Annotated in this window: 7 protein-coding genes; all 7 read right to left on the bottom strand. The window is 73.6% G+C overall.

Annotated elements, in window-relative coordinates; all coding sequences use genetic code 11:
- On the bottom strand, nucleotides 1-4,530 hold a 4,530-nt coding region (locus LZ198_RS10625), incomplete at its 3' end, for a HEAT repeat domain-containing protein (protein WP_253971794.1).
- An 80-nt stretch (nucleotides 4,531-4,610) separates the two neighbouring features.
- Nucleotides 4,611-7,352 carry a hypothetical protein gene (locus LZ198_RS10620; RefSeq protein ID WP_253971793.1) on the bottom strand — a complete coding sequence of 914 codons (2,742 nt, stop codon included), beginning with the start codon at nucleotides 7,350-7,352 and terminating at the stop codon, nucleotides 4,611-4,613.
- 53 nt (nucleotides 7,353-7,405) lie between these two features.
- Nucleotides 7,406-8,263: a phospholipid scramblase family protein gene (locus tag LZ198_RS10615; protein WP_253971792.1), complete on the bottom strand. Its 858-nt coding sequence runs from the start codon at nucleotides 8,261-8,263 to the stop codon at nucleotides 7,406-7,408.
- A gap of 106 nt (nucleotides 8,264-8,369) precedes the next feature.
- Nucleotides 8,370-11,636, bottom strand: a complete 3,267-nt coding sequence (locus LZ198_RS10610) for a carboxypeptidase-like regulatory domain-containing protein (protein WP_253971791.1) — start codon at nucleotides 11,634-11,636, stop codon at nucleotides 8,370-8,372.
- Between the two features lie 51 nt (nucleotides 11,637-11,687).
- Complete coding sequence (locus LZ198_RS10605) at nucleotides 11,688-14,129, bottom strand: carboxypeptidase-like regulatory domain-containing protein (protein ID WP_253971790.1); 2,442 nt, start codon at nucleotides 14,127-14,129, stop codon at nucleotides 11,688-11,690.
- A 31-nt stretch (nucleotides 14,130-14,160) separates the two neighbouring features.
- A complete protein-coding gene (locus LZ198_RS10600) occupies nucleotides 14,161-17,505 on the bottom strand; it encodes a carboxypeptidase regulatory-like domain-containing protein (RefSeq protein ID WP_253971789.1) in 3,345 nt (1,114 codons plus the stop codon).
- Nucleotides 17,506-17,571: 66 nt separating this feature from the next.
- On the bottom strand, nucleotides 17,572-20,307 hold the full coding sequence (locus LZ198_RS10595) for a carboxypeptidase-like regulatory domain-containing protein (protein ID WP_253971788.1): 2,736 nt from the start codon (nucleotides 20,305-20,307) through the stop codon (nucleotides 17,572-17,574).
- Nucleotides 20,308-20,334 lie beyond the last annotated feature (27 nt).

Below are 20,334 nucleotides of genomic sequence, written 5' to 3'. Positions count from 1 at the left end.
GGTGTTGCCCAGCGCGGCCACCAGCCGCAGCCGCTCCTGGACCTCCGCGGCGGCCGGCAGCCGCGCGGCCAGGGCGGCCACCGCGGCGGGCGTGGCCAGCCGGGTGAGCGCCTCCTGCGCGCGCCGCGCGAGGGCCGCGGTCTCCGAGCGCAGGAAGCCGGACAGCACCTCCACGGCGCGGTCGTCCCCGCGCCAGGCCAGCAGCTCCGAGGCGCGCAGCCGCAGGTCCTCGTGCTCGCTGGCCATGGCCCGGCCCAGCGCCTCCGTGACGCGCGGGTCGTTGGCGCCCGCCAGCCGCTCGATGACGCCCACGCGCAGGTCGGCGTGCTCGCTGCCCAGCGCCGCCAGCAGCGGCTCCAGGCTGCCCGCGGGGCTGAGCTTCTCGAGCAGCTCGAAGGCGTAGCGGCGCACGTCCGGCAGGGGCGAGTTCAGCGCGGCGGCGATGCGCGGCCGGGCCGCGTCCTTGCGCTCGGCCAGCTCGTCCAGCGCCGCGCGGGCCACGTCCGGGGCGAGCGACGCGAGCGCCAGCGCCAGCGGCTCGTCGCTGCCGGCGGGGAACAGCTCCTTGAGGCCGGCCAGCGCCGCCTTGCGCACCAGCTGGTGCGGGTCCTCCAGGGCGCGCAGCAGCGCGGCCACGGCGGCGGGCGTGCCGGCGTAGCCCTCCTGGGTGAGCTTCACCACGCGGTCCACGGCGTCGCGGCGGACGCGGTGGCCCTCGTCGTCACCCGCGGACACCTGCCGCAGCAGGCCCACGTAGGCGCCGAACGCCAGCCGGCGCAGGTGCTGCCGCTCCGCCTGGACGGAGGCGTCGGAGGAGGACGGCTCCCCCGCGCCCGGCTTCACCGCGGAGAAGATGCGGCGCAGCCAGCTCTTGGCGGGCGCGGCCTGCACGGGTGACGCGGTGGGGGCCGTCTCCGGCTTCCACGGGGCGTCCAGCGTGCTCGGGCGGGCGACCTTCTTCGCCTCGCGGAAGTAGTCGAGCGGTTTGTTGCGCAGCAGCAGCACCTGGGCCGCCGCGTAGCGCTGCTCGGGCTGGTCGCTGGAGAGGGCCTCGGCGAGCCCCACCATCCGCTTCGCGCGGTCCTCCTCCGCCGGCCACTCCTTCATGTCGCCGGCCTTCTCCGGCTTGGGCGGCAGCAGGCCCTCCACGAGGTTGGCGCGGTACGCGTCCGTCTCCGTGCGCAGCTCCAGCGCGCGGGCCGCCGCGTAGCGCACCTCCGGCCGGCCGCTGGACAGCGCGCTGGCGAGCAGGTCCGGCGGCTCGCCGCGGCGGCTGGCGCGCAAATCCCGGGCGAGGACGATGGAGAACACCATCTCCTGCACCTCGCGGGCGGCGTCCTCCAGGCCGTGCAGCAGGCCGCCGTCACCCTCCGGGCCCAGCGCGGAGAAGGAGAGGATGGCGCCCAGCCGGATGGGGAGGTGGTCGTGGCGCAGGTTGCCGGTGAGCACCGGCAGCGCGCGCGCGTCGCCCAGGCGGGACAGGCCGTCCGCGCCCCACGAGCGCACCGCCACGTTGGCGTGCCCCAGCGCGTCCAGCAGGAAGCCCTCGTCGCCGCGGCGGCTGGCGGTGGCCAGGCCCCGCGCGCCCTGCTCCTGCAGGTCGCCCAGCTCGCTGGGCAGCAGCACGGTGGCGAAGAACGTCAGCAGCCGGCGCGAGCCCAGCGTGGCCAGCGCGCGCGCGGCGCGGATGCGCAGGGGGACGAGGAAGGCCGGGACGTACAGCCGCTCCAGGTCCTTGTCCGTGATGAGCCCGCGCAGGGGCTCGATGATGTCCTCGGCGCCGCGCGGGGCGAGCAGCTCCGCGGCGCGCACGCGCACCGGCAGCGCCCCCGCGGCGATGCCCGCCAGCAGCGGCCCGTTCTCCCCGGGGACCAGCTTGTCCAGGGACTCCAGCGCGGCGACGGCGACGTCCACGTCCTCGTCCTGCACGCGCTTGAGCAGGGGCGAGCGCACCGCGTCCACCGGCGCCTCCACCGCGCCCTTGGCGCCCTTCACCCGCAGCGCGGCGTGCGTGGAGGCCAGCGCCGCCAGGTGGGGCTCCGGCTTCTCCTTGCCGACCCGCTTCACCCACGCCTCGTAGGCGGCCGTGGCCACGCCCACGTCGCGGTCCTCCACGGACTTCGTCAGCCGCTCCTGGGCCCAGCCCTCGGCGCCGCGCTCGGAGAGCACCTCCACCGCGCGCGAGCGCAGGTCCGGGAAGCGGCCGGCCAGGGCGCGGTCCAGCGCCTTCTCCGGGGCCTTCTCGTGCCACGCCCACAGCGTGCGGAACGCCTCGCCGCGCACCTTGGAGGACTCGTCCTCCAGCGCGTCGCCGAGCAGCGGCTCCGCGCCCTGCGTCGTCGCGCCCAGCTTCACCAGCCGGTCGAGCCCGCGCACGCGGATGTCCTCGTGGCCGGAGCGCAGCGCCGCCTCCGCGGAGGACAGCGGCGCGTCCCCGTCCAGCGCCACCACCGCGTCCAGCGCCGTGGCGCGCACGTCGCCGTCCGCGTCGTCCAGCATCCACACCAGCCGCTCGCGGGCGCGCGCGTCCTGGAGCGCCTGGAGGGACGCGGCGGCCTGCCGGCGGATGGGGGCCTCCGGCTCGCGGGAGAGCTGGAGCAGCGCGCCCAGCGCGCGGGCATCCCCCAGCTGCGCGAGGCCCCGGGAGCCCCGGACCGCGGTGTCCGGCGTGCGGCACGCCATGGCGGCCAGCAGCGGCTCCAGGTCCGCCTCCGTCAGCGCCGCGCCCACGGTGCCCTGCGTGGGCAGCGACTCGCGCGCGGCGCGAATCTCGTCGTCGGTGAGCGCGGAGGTCGACTGGCCCTGGCGGGCGCGGGTGGCCACCCGGCGCGCCACGTCCTTGGCGGTGCGGGCGAAGTCCTCGTCCCGCGACTCCAGCGCGTGCGCCAGCGCGCGGCGCTCCAGCACGCGGATGGTGAAGGCCACGCCGCGCACGTCCGCGTCGGCGTCGTCCAGCGCGCGCGCCACCAGCGGCTGCAACTGCGCGTGGCCCAGCAGGCCCGCCCAGGCGACGCGCACCAGCACCTCCGCGCGCAGCCGCGCCGGCCCGCGCTCGAAGGCGGCGCGCAGGGGCTCGGTGTCCCCCGCCGGCGACACGGCGACGAGCGCGTCCAGCGCGGCCAGGCCCACCGCGGCCTCGGTCTCGCCCAGCTTGCTGGCGATGAGGCCGGGCACCAGGGGCGACGTGCCGCCCAGCTTCCCCAGCCTGCGCACGCCCGCCACGCGCATGTCCACGAAGCGCGACTCGAGCGCGGCGCGGGGCGCGGCCAGCGGCGACTCCGTCTCCAGCGTCTCCAGCGCCTTGAGGGCCTCGGCGCGCACCTGCGGGTGGTCGTCGTCCAGCCGCTCGCGCAGCTTCGCCCGCGCGCCCGTGCGGCCCTTCAGCCCCAGCTCGCGCGCCGCCTGCCGGCGGACCTCCGCCTCCCGGTCCGTGGAGAGCACCTGCAGGAGGAACTCGAGCGCCTCCGGCTCCTCCAGCACCACCGCCTCGCGCACCACCGTCTCGCGCCGCGCGCGGTTGCCCTTCAGGGCCTCCGTGAACACGTCGAACGCGTGCTGCGAGGTGTCCTGGTCGTCCCCGGGCTGGCCGTCCAGCGCGAGGCCGAAGCGCAGGACGCGCCGGTCCTCGCCCGCGGTGACGACGGAGCCCAGCGTCGTGCGCGCCTGCCGGGGATTGGCGGGCGCCATGAAGGCGAGCGCGTTCACCGGCTTGCTGCCGCAGTCGAGGGTGCGCGGCTTGCGCTGCTTGTCCAGCCGCCAGACCTTCACCTTGCCGTCGCTGCCCGCGGACCAGACGCGGTCGCCCGGCTCCTCGTCGCCCTGCGCCGCGGGCGTGGGCGGGAACAGCAGCGCGAGCACGGCGCCGGCGTGGCCGGAGTCCTTGTCGCCGCGCACCTCGAACTCCACCGCGCCCACCAGGTACCAGATGCGCAGCTTGCCGTCGTCGCCCGCGGAGACCACGCGGCCGTCGCGCGGGGTGAACGCGAGCGCGCGCACCGCGCCCTCGTGGCCCGTCATGTCGCGGCGCTCACCGGAGGCCAGCGTGAAGGAGCGCACCACGCCGTCGTCGCCCGCGCAGGCCGCGTAGGTGTGCGTGGGGTCCACGGCCACCGCGCGCAGCGGCTGGGCGGACGCCTTGAAGTCGTGCTTGCGGCTGGCGGACTCCCACTCCCACGCGCGCAGCGCGCCGTCCGCGCCCGCGCTGTAGAGCAGCTTGCCGTCGGGGCTCGGGGCGAGCGCGGTGACGCCGCCCGCGTGGGCGTCCTCCACCTGCGCCTGCACCTTGCCGTCGGAGAGCGCGCCGAAGCTCAGCGTGCCGTCGGCGCCCGCCGCGGCGAAGCGCTCGCCGGACAGGACCAGCGCGTGGACGGCGGACGGCAGCTCGGTGCTCCACAGCACCTTGTTGGTGCCGGGCTCGAACGCGGTGACGCGGCTGGCGGCGGACGCGCGCGCGCCGGCGACCAGCAACACCCGGGCATTGGCGGCGACGGCTCGGAGCTTCTCGACGTTGCCGATGGCGAGGACGGACATGACGCTCCTTCGGGGTCGCCTTTCTTAGCACCGCGCGCGGGGCGGCGGGGCGACCGAAAACCCATGCCGCGCGGACGTCGCTACAGCGCCCCGAGCTGCACGCCCGGATGCGCCGTGCGCAGCTGGACCAGGGAGGCGAGACAGCTCTGCCACTCCCCCTTCGCCAGCGAACCCGTGAACTCCCCGAGCACCGGGGCGACGACGCGGGCGAAGGACTCGTCCTCCAGGCCCAGGTCGCGCACCAGCTCGATGACGCGGCGCTTCGCCTCGCTCGCCGACAGGCGCTTCTGCACCTCGCCCTCGCGGGCCTCCTTGGCCCGGCCCGGCGGCAGGCCGAAGAGCATGCGGCGCAGGAAGTCGCGCAGGGCCTCCACGTCCGGGAAGCGCTCGGCGGCGCTGGTGACCGGGGCCTGCTTCGCGCCCGCGGGCTTCCAGCCCTCCGGCAGGTGCGTGGGGCGGTGCTTCTCCCAGAGCAGGCGCACGGCGAACAGGCCCACCTCGCGGTCCGCGCTCTGCATCAGCCACGCGAGCCGCTCCGCGCCGCCCAGCCGCGCGTAGTGCCGGCGGATGAGCTCCACCGCCACCTCGCGGGTGCTGCGCTTGGTGCTCTCCGACATGGAGAACACCTTCACCGGGTCCAGCTCCTCCACGTGCAGCACGTAGCGGGCGTCCGCGCCGTCCTCGCCCGCGCGCAGCAGCGCGTCGTAGGCCAGGTTGCGGACCTCCTTCGCCTCCGCCTCCGCCAGCTCGTACACCCGCGTGTGCCAGCCCCAGGCGCGCAGCTCCGCCTTGGTGACGGCCAGCGCGAAGCGGCGCACGTCGTCGCGCGCGTCGAACAGCGCCGGCCACAGCTTCTCCGGCGTGTACGCCTTGCGCGGCGCGCGCGGCTTGATTTCGTAGGACTTCGACTCCGGCTGCTCCGGGCCGATGACCGGGTGGTGGCAGCGCAGGTACGTCTGCGCGAAGTCGCGCACCGGGGCGGGCTGCCTGGCGCCCAGCGCCAGCTCGAACAGGCGCTCCAGGCCCGCGGCGGCGTCCTCCGTGTCGCTGAAGTCCGCGGGGGCCACGTTCTCCAGCAGGTAGCGGTGGGCGAAGCCGTGCAGCGTGGGGTCCGCGCGGCGCGCCAGGGCGAGCAGCCAGGGCACGGTGAGCTGGCGCGGGGTGAACAGCTTGCGCTTGCCCAGCAGCATCAGCGCCACCGCGCGGTGCTTGGCGCTGAAGACCGCGCCCTTCACCTTCTCCACGTCCAGGCCCGGCAGGCTGTCCGCGCGCTGCAGCCACCCGGTGATGGCGTGGCCGATGCGCGGGTGCGCCGCCTTGTCCAGCATCCACTCCGGGCCGATGGCCGCCGCCGGATACGCGCCCAGCGACTTGAGCACCAGGCCCTCCACCGGGTAGGGCCGCTCGTCCAGCCGCTTGTCCTCCAGCAGCTCCTTCCAGAAGGACGTGGGCAGCTCCGTGGCCGAGTACTTGCTCGCGACGAAGCCCTTGGCCCAGTTGAGCTGCTCGGACGTGCCCAGGTACATGTCCCGCAGGAACGCCGCGGACAGCTCCGCCCGGTCGAACGACTGCTCCAGCGAGCGCGCCGCGAAGGTCGCCGTCGCCTTGATGGACAACAGCCGCCCCAGCAGCTCCACGCCCAGCTCGCGCGGGTTGCGCTTCTCCAGCATGGCGGCGGCGAAGGCGCGCACGTCGTTGTTCGGCTGCGCGGCCAGCTCCGCGAGCCGCTCGGCGGACAGGTCCTGCGCGTGGGCGCGGGCGTACTCGATGGCGTAGGCGCGCGCCTTGTCGCTGGGCGACTCGAGCAGCGCCAGCACCGCGTCGTGCAGCCCCAGCCCCCGCAGCTTGCCCTGGTGGAACTCGGGCGAGCCCTGCAGGGTCTCCACCATGAACTCGTGGGCGCTCTCCAGCGGCCGGTGGGCGATGCGGTTGAGCCACGCGGGCGTCACCTTGCGCAGCACCTCCGGGAAGTCCTTGCGCAGGCCCTGGATGGCGAAGCGCGCGGCCTCGTCCGACCGGCACGTGTCCAGCAGGCGCATCAGCGCGTCCGGGGAGCGCTTCCACGCGTCCGGATAGGCGCGGTGCTTCACCAGGTCCTTGGGCGCGCTCCCGAAGGAGAACCCGGTGGCCGTGTACTGCCCGGAGCCGTGCGCCCAGATGTGGTGGGCCACCCAGACCCCGTGCCACTCGGTCCTCAGGTCGTAGTGGCGCAGCACCTCCACGGCGAACTGGGGGTACAGCTCCGGCGTGGCCGCGCCCAGGTGGCGCAGGAACCGCCACGCGCGGCGGCGCAGGTAGGTGAGGGTGCCGGTGGAGACCTCGTGCGACCGGGTCTCCCCGCGCGCCACGTCGAAGCGCCAGGCGAGCGCGCCGAACATCTCCGCGTCGAGCCGCGCCTCGGCCAGCTTGTAGATGCGCTTGAGGCCGCCCCACAGGCCGAACTTCAGGGCCGCGCCCCGGACCAGCGCCAGCACGGCGGCGCGCGACGCGTCCGTGTTCCGCTCGTAGAGCGCCACCAGCAGGTCCGCCAGCGCCAGCCGCTCCGGACGCGGGACGTCCTTCTGCGCCAGGAACCGCTGCCACGCCTCCGTCGACGCGGCGCGCCGTCCCGAGGGGTCGAACCGCGCCTGGGCCTGGACCAGCGAGCGCAGGAGCCTGTCGAAGGTGAAGGCATCCTTCGGCAGCGGCTTCGCGGTGGCCTCCGGCTCCGGCTCCGGAGCGTTCAGGAGGGTCAGGACGGCGTCGACCAGGTCCGGGGACTCCGCCTGGGCCAGCCGCTCGAGGTCCGCCGCTGTCAACGCATCGCTCGTAGACGTGGACATGAGGGCTGGGGACTTATCACAAGGCCCCCCGGGGAACACCGGGGGAACTCCCGTCAGCTCCAGAAGTCCCAGAGGTTCAGGCCCACGTTGAAGATGGAACCCCCGGACTTCCGGTTGTCGAAGTAGGTCAGGTCCATCAGGAACGCGGCGGCGAGCACCAGCTGCCGCAGCCGTCCGTCCGTGCACGGGGGATGGAACTCGATGGAGTAGTTGTCCGCGTCGCTGAAGGTCTCCTGGAAGAGGCCGCTCCAGTGCTTGCGGATGACGGCCACCTCCTCGCCGCGCTGGAAGACCTGGAAGGTCCAGGGCTTGAGCAGGGGGCCCTCGATGGTGGCGACCACCGCGCCGGCGGGCGTGACGATGTCGAAGCGTCTGCCGAGCAGGCGGAAGCGCTGGACGATGGTGCCCAGCGCGCGGCCGTCCCACGCGAGCACCTCCGCGCGCGCGAAGAGGAAGCTCCACGGGTGCTCCAGCGCGAGCGCCAGCGTGCCGCTGGGCGTCATGCACTCCAGGCGCGCGCGGTAGAAGGGCCAGAAGTTGCGCATGAGGCGCGAGCCCCAGCCGTCCCCCGTCTCGCCCACGAACAGGCTGCCGCGCCCGTGCTCGTCGCAGACCTCGTAGCGGTTGCGCCCCTCCCAGCCGATGAGCATCTCCAGCAGCTCGCGCTGCTGGCGCATGCGCAGCCGGGGCGCGGTGAGCACCGCGTCCAGCGAATGGCGCAGCGACACGCTCATGTGGCGCGGGTCCCCGGGCATGCCCTTGCCGGCGCGCGCCTCGACGCCGGAGGCCTCCATCAGGGGGACCAGGCCCGTGGTGGCCGGCGCGTCGTCTCCCGACTGCGGTCGCGGCTGCCTCGCGCCCCAGTCCAGCTCCAGCTCCGCGCCGTCCTTCCACTTCGGCTCATGGCCCATGGAGTCCGGTCTTAAGAGGCCCTCCTGGCGGACGCAAACGCGGGGGCCGCGGGGGGCTGGAGCGGGTCCCCCGCGACTGCTCTTTCGAGCCGCCGGTTCGCGGGGGTCACGGACCGGAAGGCAGCCATTGCCAGTGGGGGACGACGTCGCGGACCACGCGCCCACCGCCCCGCATGTCCACCTCCTCGCGGTGGAGCACGAGCGGGCGCGATTCCGTCAGGGCGACGCCGAGCAGGAAGTAGGTGTAGCGCCCCTCGGGGAGGTTGGAGAACGTGTGGGTCGAGCCCGAGCGGTCATCCGTGTCCGGGGGGAGCTCCCTCGGGAACCGGGCGGACGTGAAGGCCTCCCTGGTGGCGGGACGTGGCACATCGCCGGGGAACAGCTTCGCGAAGCAGTAGTCGACGGGCTCCCCGGAGGGCAGTCCGGCCAGCGGGGTGGCGTTGCGGAAGGTCAGCGCGACGGGCCCCACCACCTCCCGGAGGGAGAGGCGCGCGTGTTCGCCGCCTCGCAGCACGACCTGTCGGGGCATGAACCGCATGATGGCGTTCTCGGGGCCCTCCGAGCGCGAGGTGCTGTAGGGGCCCACCACGTAGGTGCCGGGGGCGAGCGCGGAGACGGTCAGGGGGGTGTCGGCCCGAACGAAATGGGATTCATCCTCGCCCCCGTCGAGCGGATGGAGGCTCACGACCGCCGACGCCGGCTTGCCGTGGCGGTCCGTCATGATGAGGGTCAGCCGGGCCGCCTGGGTCATGCGCAGCTCCAACGGACGGTCCGTCATGTCAACGGATTGGCGCAGGGGGAGATAGTCCGGATGCTCGAACTCCAGCTCCGGGGTCGCCATCCCCAGCCGGGCGAACTCGAAGGTGCCGTCAGGTCCGGTGGAGGTGAGCTCGACCAGGGTGCGCGAGGGAAACGTCTCCTCTCCCAGCTCCTTGGGGAGGACGCGGATCTGCGCGCCGACGACGGGCGCGGACGTCCGCGCGTCGAGCACCCGGCCGCGCAGCCGGGCACCCTCCTTCAAGACGATGTCTCCCATGTCCGTGGCGCGGCCTCGCTCGACGCGGGCCGTGAGGACGACGCTGGCGAACCCGGGCGCGGAGATCCTCAGCGACCGGCGCTGCGCGGGGCCCACCTCGACCTGGAATCGCCCCTCCGGGTCGTTGATGCCCGTCAGGTTGGCCATGAAGTGTTGGACGGGGGTGCCGTCCTCTTGGACCACGCGCCCGCGGAAGCTCCCGTTGTCGGAGCGGAGGACCAACCGCACCTCGCGTCCCGCCTCCACCCTCAGCTCGATGGACGGGTGGGGGTTCATGTGTGACGGCTTGACGGGTGGGTCCGAGACGAGCGTGTAGGGCCCCGCCTGGACGTGGAACCGGGTGGTGCCGGGCCGCATGTCCTTGATGGTGAAGCGCCCTTGCTCGTCGGTCGTGGCGCCTCCCTGGGTGTCTTGTGAGTAGGCCAACACCTGGACGTCGGAGAGGGGAGGGCCCTCCTCCGTGAGCACGACACCGGAGAGGGAGGTCCTGGCTTCGGCGGGCAGCTCCAGGTTCGTCGTCACCGTCTCCGTGCCATGGAGCTGGATGGGCACCTGCTGGGTGTCGGTCGGTGAAGACGCATTGGGGAGTGAGACCTGGAGCACGTAGCTGCCAGGGAGGAGCCCACCCAGTTGGAAGCCCGTGGACCCCGAGTCGGTCGACGCGACCTGTCTGCCCGGGGCCTGAAGCGTGCCCTCCAGCAGGGTGACGGGGGCGGAGCGCATGGCCCGTCCTGCCCTGTCCACCACGGTGCCCTGGATGCGCGCTCCCTTGCGCAGGACCACTCGCACGTCTCCACCGGGGACGCGGACCTCCTGGGAGAAGGGGAAGTAGCGTTTGCCCAGGGCTCGCTCCGGTGCCGTGAACACGCGGTAGCGGCCCGGGAGCGAGACCTTGAAGGCGAAGTGTCCTTCCCCGTTGCTCCTCACCGTCGTCCCCACGTCGTCACGCGGGATGGGGGCTTCGTTCGTCGACGCGGGGACCGGCGTGTCCAGCCGTTCGAGCTCCAGCACGTAGTCGTCGACCGGCTCATCGTCCCCTTCGGTGACCACGGTCCCCTGGAGGAACAGCGCCCGTCGCAGCGTGAAGGTCAGCGCGAGGGTGTCGGCCACCAGCGGGACCTCCGGCTCGCTGACACCCATGTAGCCCGCCGCGTTCACCTCGAAGCGGCAGGGCCCGAGTGGCAGCGTCTCCAGGGCGAAGCGCCCATCCTCGCCCGTGGTGGTCTCCAGCCGGGGCTCCTCCGCGTCGACGAAGACCTTCACGGCGGCGTCCGCGACCGGAGCCCCCGTGTCGTCGCGGACGATGCCTTCGACCCGGAGGGCCGCCTCGAGGGTGAGGCGGGCCTCGGCGGCCCGCGTGTTCGGCGCCAGCGTCACCGTGGTGAGCGCGCGCAGGTGCTCGCGTCGCGCCGTCAGCGTGTGGTGGCCGGACGTGAGCCCCTCCAGCAGGAACCGCCCGTCGCTCCCGGTCAGGGCGGAGCGGTCGCTCTCCTCGGCCTGGACCTCGACCCCGGCGGCCGGGCGGTCCTGGAAGAGGACCTGTCCGCTGATGGCGCGGGGGGCATCCAGCACGAAGGTCTTGCGTCCATTGGGCCAGTAGTCCGTGGAGTACCGGGTCACGAAGCCCGGACTGGAGATGACCAGGCCGTTGTTCCCCGGGGGCATCGGCCCGAACTCGAACTGTCCGTCGTCGTCGGTGCGGGTCTCGAAGTAGCGGGAGTGGTCCTCGAAGAACAGGGTCACGCTGGCGTTGGCGACGGGACCCCACGATTCGTCCACGACCCTCCCGGAGTACCGGCCGCCGGAGGTCAGCTCGAGCCGCACGTCCTCTCGGTCGGGGGCCACCTGGGTCTCCAGGACGGCCCCTCGCGCATCCAGCACCCAGAGCGCCAGGTCTCCGTCGGGAATCCCCTCCAACGTGAAGCGCCCATCCGGTCCGGAGGTGGCCCGCGCCACCACGGGCGCGCGGCCCTCGCCCGCTTCGACACGTCGCACCAGCTCCGCGCGGGGCGCACCCACGCACTTCCGCGAGGACAGCGGCGTCTCGGGGGGGTGTTCGTCACAGGTGCTCGAGGAGAGGGACTGGTCGGGGATGCTCAGCGAGGCGGAGACCTCCACCCCTTCGACGGGGACGCCCTGCTGGGTGACGACCGTGCCTCGGATGACGTGTGCTCCTCGCGGAGGTGGCGCCTGGGGGGCGTCGACCGCGGAGCGCGCGTGCTCCGCCGACCGGTCCGAGGTCGCCGCGTCCCCGGGGCCTGTCGCCCACATGACGACGAGGGCCAGGGCGGCACCCAGGAGCACCACGCCGAGCACGACGAAGACGGGTCCACGCATCTGTCTCTCCCCGAGCGGGGACGTTACCAGGGCATGCGTCACGTCGTGACGTCACCCGCCCGGGGCGAGCCGCTGCCACGCGGGCTTCGGCTCCCGGGCTTCGTGGGCCTTGCCCTCCACGTTCACGCGCGCGCGGTGGACCACGAAGCCGGGCTCGGAGCCCTCGACCTCCCCCACGAGGAGCAGCGTGTATTGCCCGGCGGAGAGGGCGGTGAAGGTGGTGGTGGTGTCGTCATGGGACGTCTCCGGGACGCGCAACAGGCGCGGCAGGCGCAGTCCTTTTTTCGTGGTGGGGAGGGACACGTCACCTGGGACGAGGAGCACCTCGGAGAGGGCGACCTTCTCACCGGAAGGCAGGCGGGGCAGGGGCGTGGCGTGACGCAGGGTCAACGTGGTGGGGCCCGTCATCTCGCGGAAGGCGAGGCGCGCGTGGGCGCCGGCGGGCAGGCTCACGCGTTGGGGCAGGAAGCGGACCGCGCTCGGCTCCTCGTCGTCTCGTTCGATGCGGCCCTCGGAGAGGGCCACCACGTAGCCGCGACATGGCTTCAACTCCCGCGCGTGGCCGGCGCCGTCGCGGAGGTCACTGGTCGCCTCGACCGTCGGGTCGTCCTCGCATCGGAGCTGGACGTCGGCCGACGAGACCGGACGGCCCAGCCGGTTCACCGCGGTGAGGGAGAGCTGGGCCGCGGGTGACATCCGGAGCGTCGCCTCACGCTCGCCAGCACCGAGCCGGTGGGTGCCCGGGAGGTAGCCCGGATGGGAGGACTCCAGCGTCAGCCGCTCCGCCGCCACGTGGGGCAGCTCGAAGGCACCCTCGGGATTCGTGGTGACGGTGCCGATGGGCAGGGGGCGCAGGGAGGCGTTGGGGTCCACGGGTTCGGGGCGGGCCTTGACCGTGACGCCCACGATGGGCGCGGAGGTCCGCTCGTCGAGCACCCGACCCCGGAGGCTCCAGCCCTCCTTCAACACCAGGTCCCCCACGTCGGTCGTCTTCCCGGAGGCGACCTGCGTCGACGTCTCCAGGACGGCGAGCCCCGGAGCGGAGACGTGGACCCTCCGGAAGGGAGCGGGCCGGGAGTGGAGCTGGAAGACGCCCTCGGGGGACTCGAAGTCCTGACCGGAGACGGAGAAGCGGACGACCGGGGTGCCGTCCTCGCGGACCACGCGTCCCCGGACGCCGCCGTTGTAGCGGAGCACCAACCGCACCTCCGAAGTGCCCGCCGGGAACTCGCGCTTCGCCACCTCGCCCCCCACGCTCATCGGCGGGGTGGGCGGCGTCGTGAGCAGCGTGTGGGTATCCGACATGATGGAGATGCGGAAGGGGCCGTGGGGCACGTGCTTCACGGTGAAGCGCCCCCGCGCGTCGGACCGGGCGGTGCCGCTCCACTCCCGCGACTCCGTCGCTCCGCTCGACTGGACGCTCACGAAGACCTCGCGGAGCGGAGCGCCCGCTTCGTCCACGACGATGCCCGAGAGCGGGGCAACGGGGGCTGTCTTCAGCTCCAGCCTCACGGGGTCGACCCGTGTCCCCTCGATGTGGACGGGCACGGTCGTCGCGCTGCCTCCGCCTCGGGGCGTGGCTCGGAGCAGGTAGTCCCCGGGGAAGAGACTCCCGAGGAAGAACGTGCCGTTCGCCTGCGTCTGGGTGCGTGCCTCCTCCTCCGGGGCTCCGGCCGGCGTCGTCGCCCACAGCAGCTGGATGTCGGCGCTCTCGACGGGGACGCCCTGCGTGTCCACCACCGTGCCCTTCAGGAGCGCGCCGGGTTGCATCACCAGGCGCAGGTCCTCCGCGGGCGTGTCCACGTCCGTGGTCATCCGGAGGTGGTTGTGGAAGAAGCGCGGCGCGGATGTGTACAGGCGGAAGCGTCCGGGCCTCGCGAGCTCGAAGCGGAAGCGCCCCGTCGTGTCCGTATCCAGCGTGGTCGTCTCGTCGTCGACCGTCGGACGCTCGAGGACGGAGTCCCCGTCCGAAGCGACGGAGGGGCGCGACTCGGGCGTCCGTGCCTCGAGCCGCTCGAGCCACAGCCGGGCGCCGAGGATGGGAGCGCCCGAGGTGTCGACCACGATGCCGTGGATGACGGCGGCGCGCTTCAGGCGAAAGTCCAGCGCGCGGGTGCTCGCCACCACCATTCCCTCCTGCCCCGCGATGTCCAGGTAGCCCACCGCCTCCACGTCGAAGCGACACGGGCCCAGCGGCGGGGTCTCCAGCATGAAACGCCCGTCGGCGCCCGTGGTGGCCTCCCGCTCCACGCGCTGCGCGTCGCCCACGTGGACCTTCACGGTGGCGCCCGCGACGGGTTGGCCCGCCTCGTCACGGACCCGCCCCGGGATGCGCAGCGGCTCCGCCAGGCCCTCGTCCAGGGACACGCGCGCCTTCGCGTGCTGCTTCCCTGCGACCGGGGCAGTCGTCGCGTCCGCCACGCCACCCCGGCTGGGGGGCCCGGAGCTCGCGAGCGCCACCGTGGCCCACAGGGTCCACACTGCGACGGCCATTCGGGCGCTTCCGTTCATGGCTTCCACGCTATCAGTCGCGTGGCGAGCCGGGCGCCAACGGCTGCCACACGGGCTCGACCGTGAGCGACAGCGCGCCCTCCCGGGGCACGTCCAGCACCTGCCGGTGGAGCATCTCGTCGCCGCTCCCGACCACGATTCCCACCACGAAGACGGTGTATCGCCCGGCGGGCAGGCTCATCGTGAAGTGGCCCCAGGGTTGGGTCGGGGCCTGGTCGAGGGGGATGGCCACGGTCCGGTTGAGCACGATCAGCTCGGTCGCCGTGCGGGGCGTGGGGACGTCTCCCGGGACGACCGAACAGGAGGTGGTGAGGAACTGCTCGCCCGAGGGCCCCGGGCTCATGGCCAACGTCACCCGGGTGCTCTCCACCTGCTCGCGGAAGGCGAGCGTCCGCGCCTCCCCGGACGCCAGGGTCACGACCTGGGGGACGAACGAGAAGACCTCTCCCGTCTCCGGATGCCGCATCACGGCCTTCAACGCGTAGGTGCCCGGCGCGAGCTGGGACACCTCGAACTCCCCCTCCGTGACATCGATGAGGTCGAGCGTCTTCTGCGGGGGGCCCAGCGACAACGCCCGGATGCGCCCGTCCACCGGCTTGCCCCGTCGGTCCGTCACGGTGCCCGACAGCCGCGCTCCCCGTGCCAGGCGGACCTCCAACGGGGTGTCACCCGCGCCAAGGGGTTGGAGCCGGGTCAGGTGGTCCGGGTGGTCGACCTTGAGGGTGAACTGCTCGCCTTCCACGTCGTCGAACTCGAAGGTGCCGTCGCGGCGGGTGACGGTGGTGCCCGGGGACGGCGGCGAGGAGAGCCTGGCGGTCTCCGCGTCCATCACCGTCGCCACGTACGCCTGGGAGAGGGTGGCCTCGACGGTGGCACCGGAGATGGGCGCGGAGTCCACCGCGTCGACCACCCTGCCGCGCACCTTCCTTCCGGCCTTCATGACGATGTCGCCCAGGTCCACCAGCTGGCCGACGGGCGCGTCCACCAGGCGCACGACGTGGTTGAGCCCGGGCGCGGAGAGGGTCAGCCACCCCGAGCCCCCGCTGAACCCGTCGCGGACGAAGGTGCCGTCGGCCTCGCGGTACTCGCGCTCGTTCACGCTGAAGTGGACGACGGGCGAGCCGTCCTCGTGGAGCAACCGCCCGCGGACGCCGCCGTCGTACTGGAGCACCAGCCGGACGTCCTTCGCCCCGGCGAGCACCTGGACGGAGGGGCGTGACTCCTCCGGTTTGGCGTCCACGGGTGGATCTCCACGCAGCGAGTGGCCGTCCGCTTCGACCTGGAGCTTGCAGGGGCCCGGCAGCAGGTGCTTCACCGTGAAGCGCCCCGTCTCGTCCGCGACCCCCCGCGAGGACGCGGTCGAGAAGCCCGCTCCGAGATGTCTCAGGTGCGAGGGGGTCGCCGTGAGCGGGGTCGCCGTCACCGTGGCGCCAGGGATGGGGCGGTTCGCTTCGTCCACGACGACGCCGGACACGCTCAGGCCCGCGTCCAGCCGCACCGTGACCGTCACCGTCTCCGTGCCGAACACTTCGATGGGGACCGTCTCCCGGTGGGGGAGGTTGGCGTCGAAGGCGGCCAGGAGGACATGGCGGCCCGGGGGGACGGCTTCGATCTGGAAGCGACCCTCCTCGTCGGGCCGGACCGGCAGGGCCACGGGCAGGGTGTCGGGGCTCGCGTGTACGGACAGCACGGCGGCCGGGAGCGGCTCGCCCTGCCCGTCCACCACCCGGCCCACGACGCGCCCTCCCGAACTCAGGACCAGGCGCACGTCGGTCGCCGGGGCGTCCACGCTCCGCTGGACCTTCAGGAAGTGCTCGGACTCGGTGCTCAGGTGGAAGCGCCCGGGCCTGTCGAGCTCGAACTGGAAGCGGCCGTTCGCATCGGACGCGAGCCGGTTCTCCTCGACGCCGCCGAGGGCGGGGTCGTCCGGGGCATCCTCGTACGTGCCGGGCGTGTCCGCTTCCTCCTCTGTCGGCGGGTGCTGCTCCTCACGCGGTGGCGAGGCCGTGAGCTGGACGATGACGTCCGGCACGGGCTTCCCCGCTTCATCGACGAGGAGGCCCTGGATGAGCACGGCGGGTTCGAGCACGAAGGTCCGGGGGGGTGGCGCGGGGGTGGACAGCTCGCCTTCCTCGCCCTTCAGGTCCTGGAACCCCGCGGCCTCGACCACGTAGGTGCAGGGGCCGAGCAACAGCGTCTCCAGCGTGAAGTTCCCCTGGGCATCCGTGGTGGTCCACGCGTCGAAGTCCTCGGAGCCGTCGCCCATCACCCTGACCACGGCGTCCGGGATGGGATGTCCCTCCGGGTCCTGCACCGTGCCGCGGACGTGGACGAGGGACTCGACGACGATGCGGACCTCCACCTCCCGCTGCTCCTCGCCGAGCGTCACGCTCTGGCTGCCCCACTGCCTCGGGTCGTGGGCGGTCACCGTGTAGTCGCTCGGGGCCACGCCCTCGATGACGAAGCGGCCGTCCTCGCCCGTCCGCGTGGACTGCCCGTTCTCCTCCATCCGGACCTCGATTCCCGCGACGGGCCGCTGCTCCACGGTGAGGACCTGACCGACGATGCGCCGGGACGGATGGAGCACCACGTCCCCCAGGTTCGTGGGCGCGACCTCCACCAGGTACTCGGGCATCAAGCCGGGCTGGCTGGCGACGAACCCGTAGCGCCCCGCGGGCAGCGGACCGAGCGAGAAGCGGCCCAGTGTGTCGGTGCTCGTCTCGAAGTAGCGCGAGTGCTCGGCGAGGAAGAGCGTCACGCTGGCGCCGGGCAGGGGGCGCAGGGTCTCGTCGACGACGCGGCCGGAGAGCGGAGCGCCGCGTCCGAGCGTGAGGCGCACCTGCGTCGCGCCCGCCTCCACCCGGGGCGCGACCACGGCGCCCTGGGCGCCTACGGCCCACAACGCGACGGCGCCCTCGGGCAGGCCCTCCAACGTGAAGGTGCCGTCCCCGCGGGACGTCGTCCGCGTCACCACGGGCGCGGCGCCGCGGCCCTCCTCGACGAGCCCGATGAGCACCTGCCACGACCCCTGCGCGCACTCCGTCGAGGACAGGACGGTGTCCGGCGTCTCCGCTCCGCAGGGCAGGGAGGACAGCGACTCGCCGGGCATGCTCCGGGAGGCGGAGACCTCGACCCCCGCGACGGGGTTCCCGTCACGGTCCACGACGGTGCCCTGGATGGACAGCGCGCCGCGCGGAGGCGGCGAGGGTTCCCGAGGGCCGGGAAGCACCCGCGACGTCGCGACGCTCGGGCGTGGCTCCGGCGCCTCCGTGCCCGTGTCCCGGAGGGCGACGACGGCCACGACGATGCCCACCGCGAGCGCGCCGAGCACGACGGCCACCAGGGCTTGCCTGCGCATGAGTCCCTCCCGGTGACGAATGCTACCAGGAGACAGGAGGCGCATCTCGCCCCGGCCCCGTCGCTCCTACTCGCCCGTCGTGGTGTGGGGCGCGGCGCCTTCGCGCTCCAGGCGGAGCTCCACCTGCGTGCCATGGCCCGCCAGCTCGTGGGGGCGCGGGGGATAGGCCGGGTGCTGGACGACGAGGGCCACGTCGGCGGGGTCGATGTCGTGGAGCGTGAAGGTGCCGTCGGCGCGGGTGGACGTGGCGTCGATGGGCGGCAGGTCGAGGGAGAGCCGGATGCTCGCCTCGTGCGACAGGGACGCCAGGTTCGTCCGGGTCATGTAGACCTGGAGCTCCGCGTCGGGGACGGGGGCGGAGGTCGTCGCGTCGACGACCCGGCCGTTCACGGTCACGCCGGCCTTCATGACGATGTCGCCCAGGTCGCGCAGCTTGCCGCGCTCGAACTCCACCGCGTGCACCCTGCGACCGAGTCCGGGCGCGGAGAAGGTCAGCCACCGGGGGCCCGGCGTGCTCAGGTGGACGACGAAGGTGCCGTCGCTCGAACGCTCTTCCCCGTCGTCGATGTCGAAGCGGGTGAGGGGCGTGCCGTCCTCACGGAGGAGCCGTCCGCGGACGCCTCCGTTGTAGCGCATCACCAACCGCACCTCCGTCGAGCCCGCGGGGACCGTGAGGGTCGGCAGCGCCTCTCCGGATTCGGGCGCGGGGTGGGTCCCGTCGCGCAGCGTGTACCCATGGGCGAGGGTGCCGAGCTGACAGGGCCCGGGCAGCAGGTGCTTCACGGTGAAGCGCCCCGTCGCGTCCGGGTAGCCCGCCGAGTCGGAGATGGAGAAGCGCTCCCCGTCGCGGGCCCGGTGCGCGAAGGTCTCGCGCGTGGACCTCCCCACCACCGTGACGTCGGGAACGGGGCGGCCCTCCTCGTCCACGACGACGCCGGACACGCTCAGGCCGGTGTCCATCGTCATCGTCACCTGCACGGTCTCCGCGCCGAGCACCTCGACGGGGAGCGACGCGCGGTGGGGCGCCCCATGGTCGAAGACGGCCACGAGCGCATGTCGCCCAGGCGCGATGCCTCCGAGCGTGAAGCTTCCATCCGGGTCCGACAGCGCTGGCGCCTCCGTGAGCGGGGCCTCGGGGCCGGCGCGCACCGAGAGGAAGACCCCCGAGAGTGGCAGGCCCTGGGCATCCAGGACGTAGCCTCGCACCCGTCCGCCCGGACGCAGCACCAGCCGCAGGTCCCTGGCGGGGGCGTCCACGACCTGGCGCGCCGTCACGTGGACGTCGGACGCGGTGCGCAGGTGGAAGCGGCCGGGCTCGGTCAGCTCGAACACGAAGCGGCCCTTCGCGTCGGAGCGGGCCCGGACCACGCCCTCGCGCGAGAAGCTGGCGTCGTACGTGTCGTCCGGCGCCGGTGCTCCCGCGTCCGCGCCGGGGACGGCGGGCGTGAGCTGGACGGCGACCCCCGACAGGGGACGCCCCTCGGGGTCGACGAGGGTGCCCTGGACGAGCACCGCCGGCTGGAGCGCGAACGCCAGGGCCCGGGTGGTGGCGGTCAGCGCGCCCTCCCTCCCCTGGATGGCATGGAACCCCGCTGCCTCGACGTCGAACGTGCAGGGGCCCATGGGCAGCGTCTTCATGACGAAGAACCCCTCCGCGTCCGTGGTGGCCTCCGCCGAGTGGAGGGTGATGGCGCTGGTGGCCCGGGCCGTCACCACCGCGTCCGCGACGGGGCGGCCCTGCAGGTCCACGACCTTGCCTGGGATGGACACGAGGTCGCCGAGCACGATGCGGACCTCCGCCTCCCGCTGCGTCTCCTCGAGCTGCACGTACTCGCTTCCCCGCCGATGCGCGTCTCCGGCCGTCAGGTACCCGGCGCCCGGGGCTTTGTCCTCGAAGGCGAAGCGGCCGTTCACGTCCGTCCAGGCGAGGTGGCCCGTCTCCCCGTCCAGCACGCGGACGTCGGCGGCGGGCTCCTGCCGCGAGGTGACGACCTGTCCCACGATGCGCCGGGGCGGGTGGAGCACCACGTCGCCCTGGTCCTCCAGGAGCACGTTCTGCCCGTAGAGCGGCAGCAGGCCTGGCGCGCGGATGACCACGGAGTGGGGGCCGTTCGCGAGCGGGCCGATGGAGAAGTGCCCCTGGGCATCGGAGGTCGCCTCGAAGTAGCGCGAGTGCTTGGTGTGGAACACCGTCACGCGGGCGCCATCCACGGGGCGCCGGGCCTCGTCGATGACGCGGCCGGAGAGTGTCTCCGGCGTCCCGAGCGAGAGCCGCACCTGGGTGTCACCCGCGCTCACCTCGCGCTTCACCACGGCGCCCTGGGGACCCGACGCCCACAGCGCGACCGTTCCCTCGGGGAGGCCGTCCACCGTGAACGTGCCGTCCTCGCGCGAGGAGGTCCGCGCCACCACGGGGGTGTCGCCGCGTCCCGCCTGGATGACCTCGAGGAGCAGCGTCGAGGCCGCGCCTCCACGGCACTCCAACCGGGACACGGCGAGGGAGTCGGGGTCCTCCGCGTCACAGGGGATGGAGGACAGCGATTCGCCGGGCATGCTCCGCGTGGCGGTGACCTCGACCCCGGCGGCGGGATGTCCCTCGCGGTCGAAGACGGTGCCCTGGATGGACAGTCCTCCGCGCGGCGGGGGCGAGGGCTCGCGGGGGAAGGAGAGCTCGCGCGACCTGGTGGGGCGCTGGGGCTGGGACGCGGAGGTCGAGGCCATCCTCCGGAACGACGAGATGATGACGAGGGCGATGCCCACGACGAGCACGCCAATCCCTATCAGCAGCCATTGCCAGCGCATGGTCCCTCCCTGGCGAGGGACCCTAAC

It is taken from the genome of Myxococcus dinghuensis, from assembly GCF_024198235.1.
Taxonomy (GTDB): Bacteria; Myxococcota; Myxococcia; order Myxococcales; family Myxococcaceae; genus Myxococcus; species Myxococcus dinghuensis.
This window is presented reverse-complemented; position numbering and strand designations above follow the sequence as displayed.

Excerpts from the sequence above, each read along its gene's own strand:
- LZ198_RS10620 (WP_253971793.1), bottom strand. The coding sequence starts at position 7,352 with ATGTCCACGTCTACGAGCGATGCGTTGACAGCGGCGGACCTCGAGCGG.
- LZ198_RS10615 (WP_253971792.1), bottom strand. The coding sequence starts at position 8,263 with ATGGGCCATGAGCCGAAGTGGAAGGACGGCGCGGAGCTGGAGCTGGAC.
- LZ198_RS10610 (WP_253971791.1), bottom strand. The coding sequence starts at position 11,636 with ATGCGTGGACCCGTCTTCGTCGTGCTCGGCGTGGTGCTCCTGGGTGCC.
- LZ198_RS10605 (WP_253971790.1), bottom strand. The coding sequence starts at position 14,129 with ATGGCCGTCGCAGTGTGGACCCTGTGGGCCACGGTGGCGCTCGCGAGC.
- LZ198_RS10600 (WP_253971789.1), bottom strand. The coding sequence starts at position 17,505 with ATGCGCAGGCAAGCCCTGGTGGCCGTCGTGCTCGGCGCGCTCGCGGTG.
- LZ198_RS10595 (WP_253971788.1), bottom strand. The coding sequence starts at position 20,307 with ATGCGCTGGCAATGGCTGCTGATAGGGATTGGCGTGCTCGTCGTGGGC.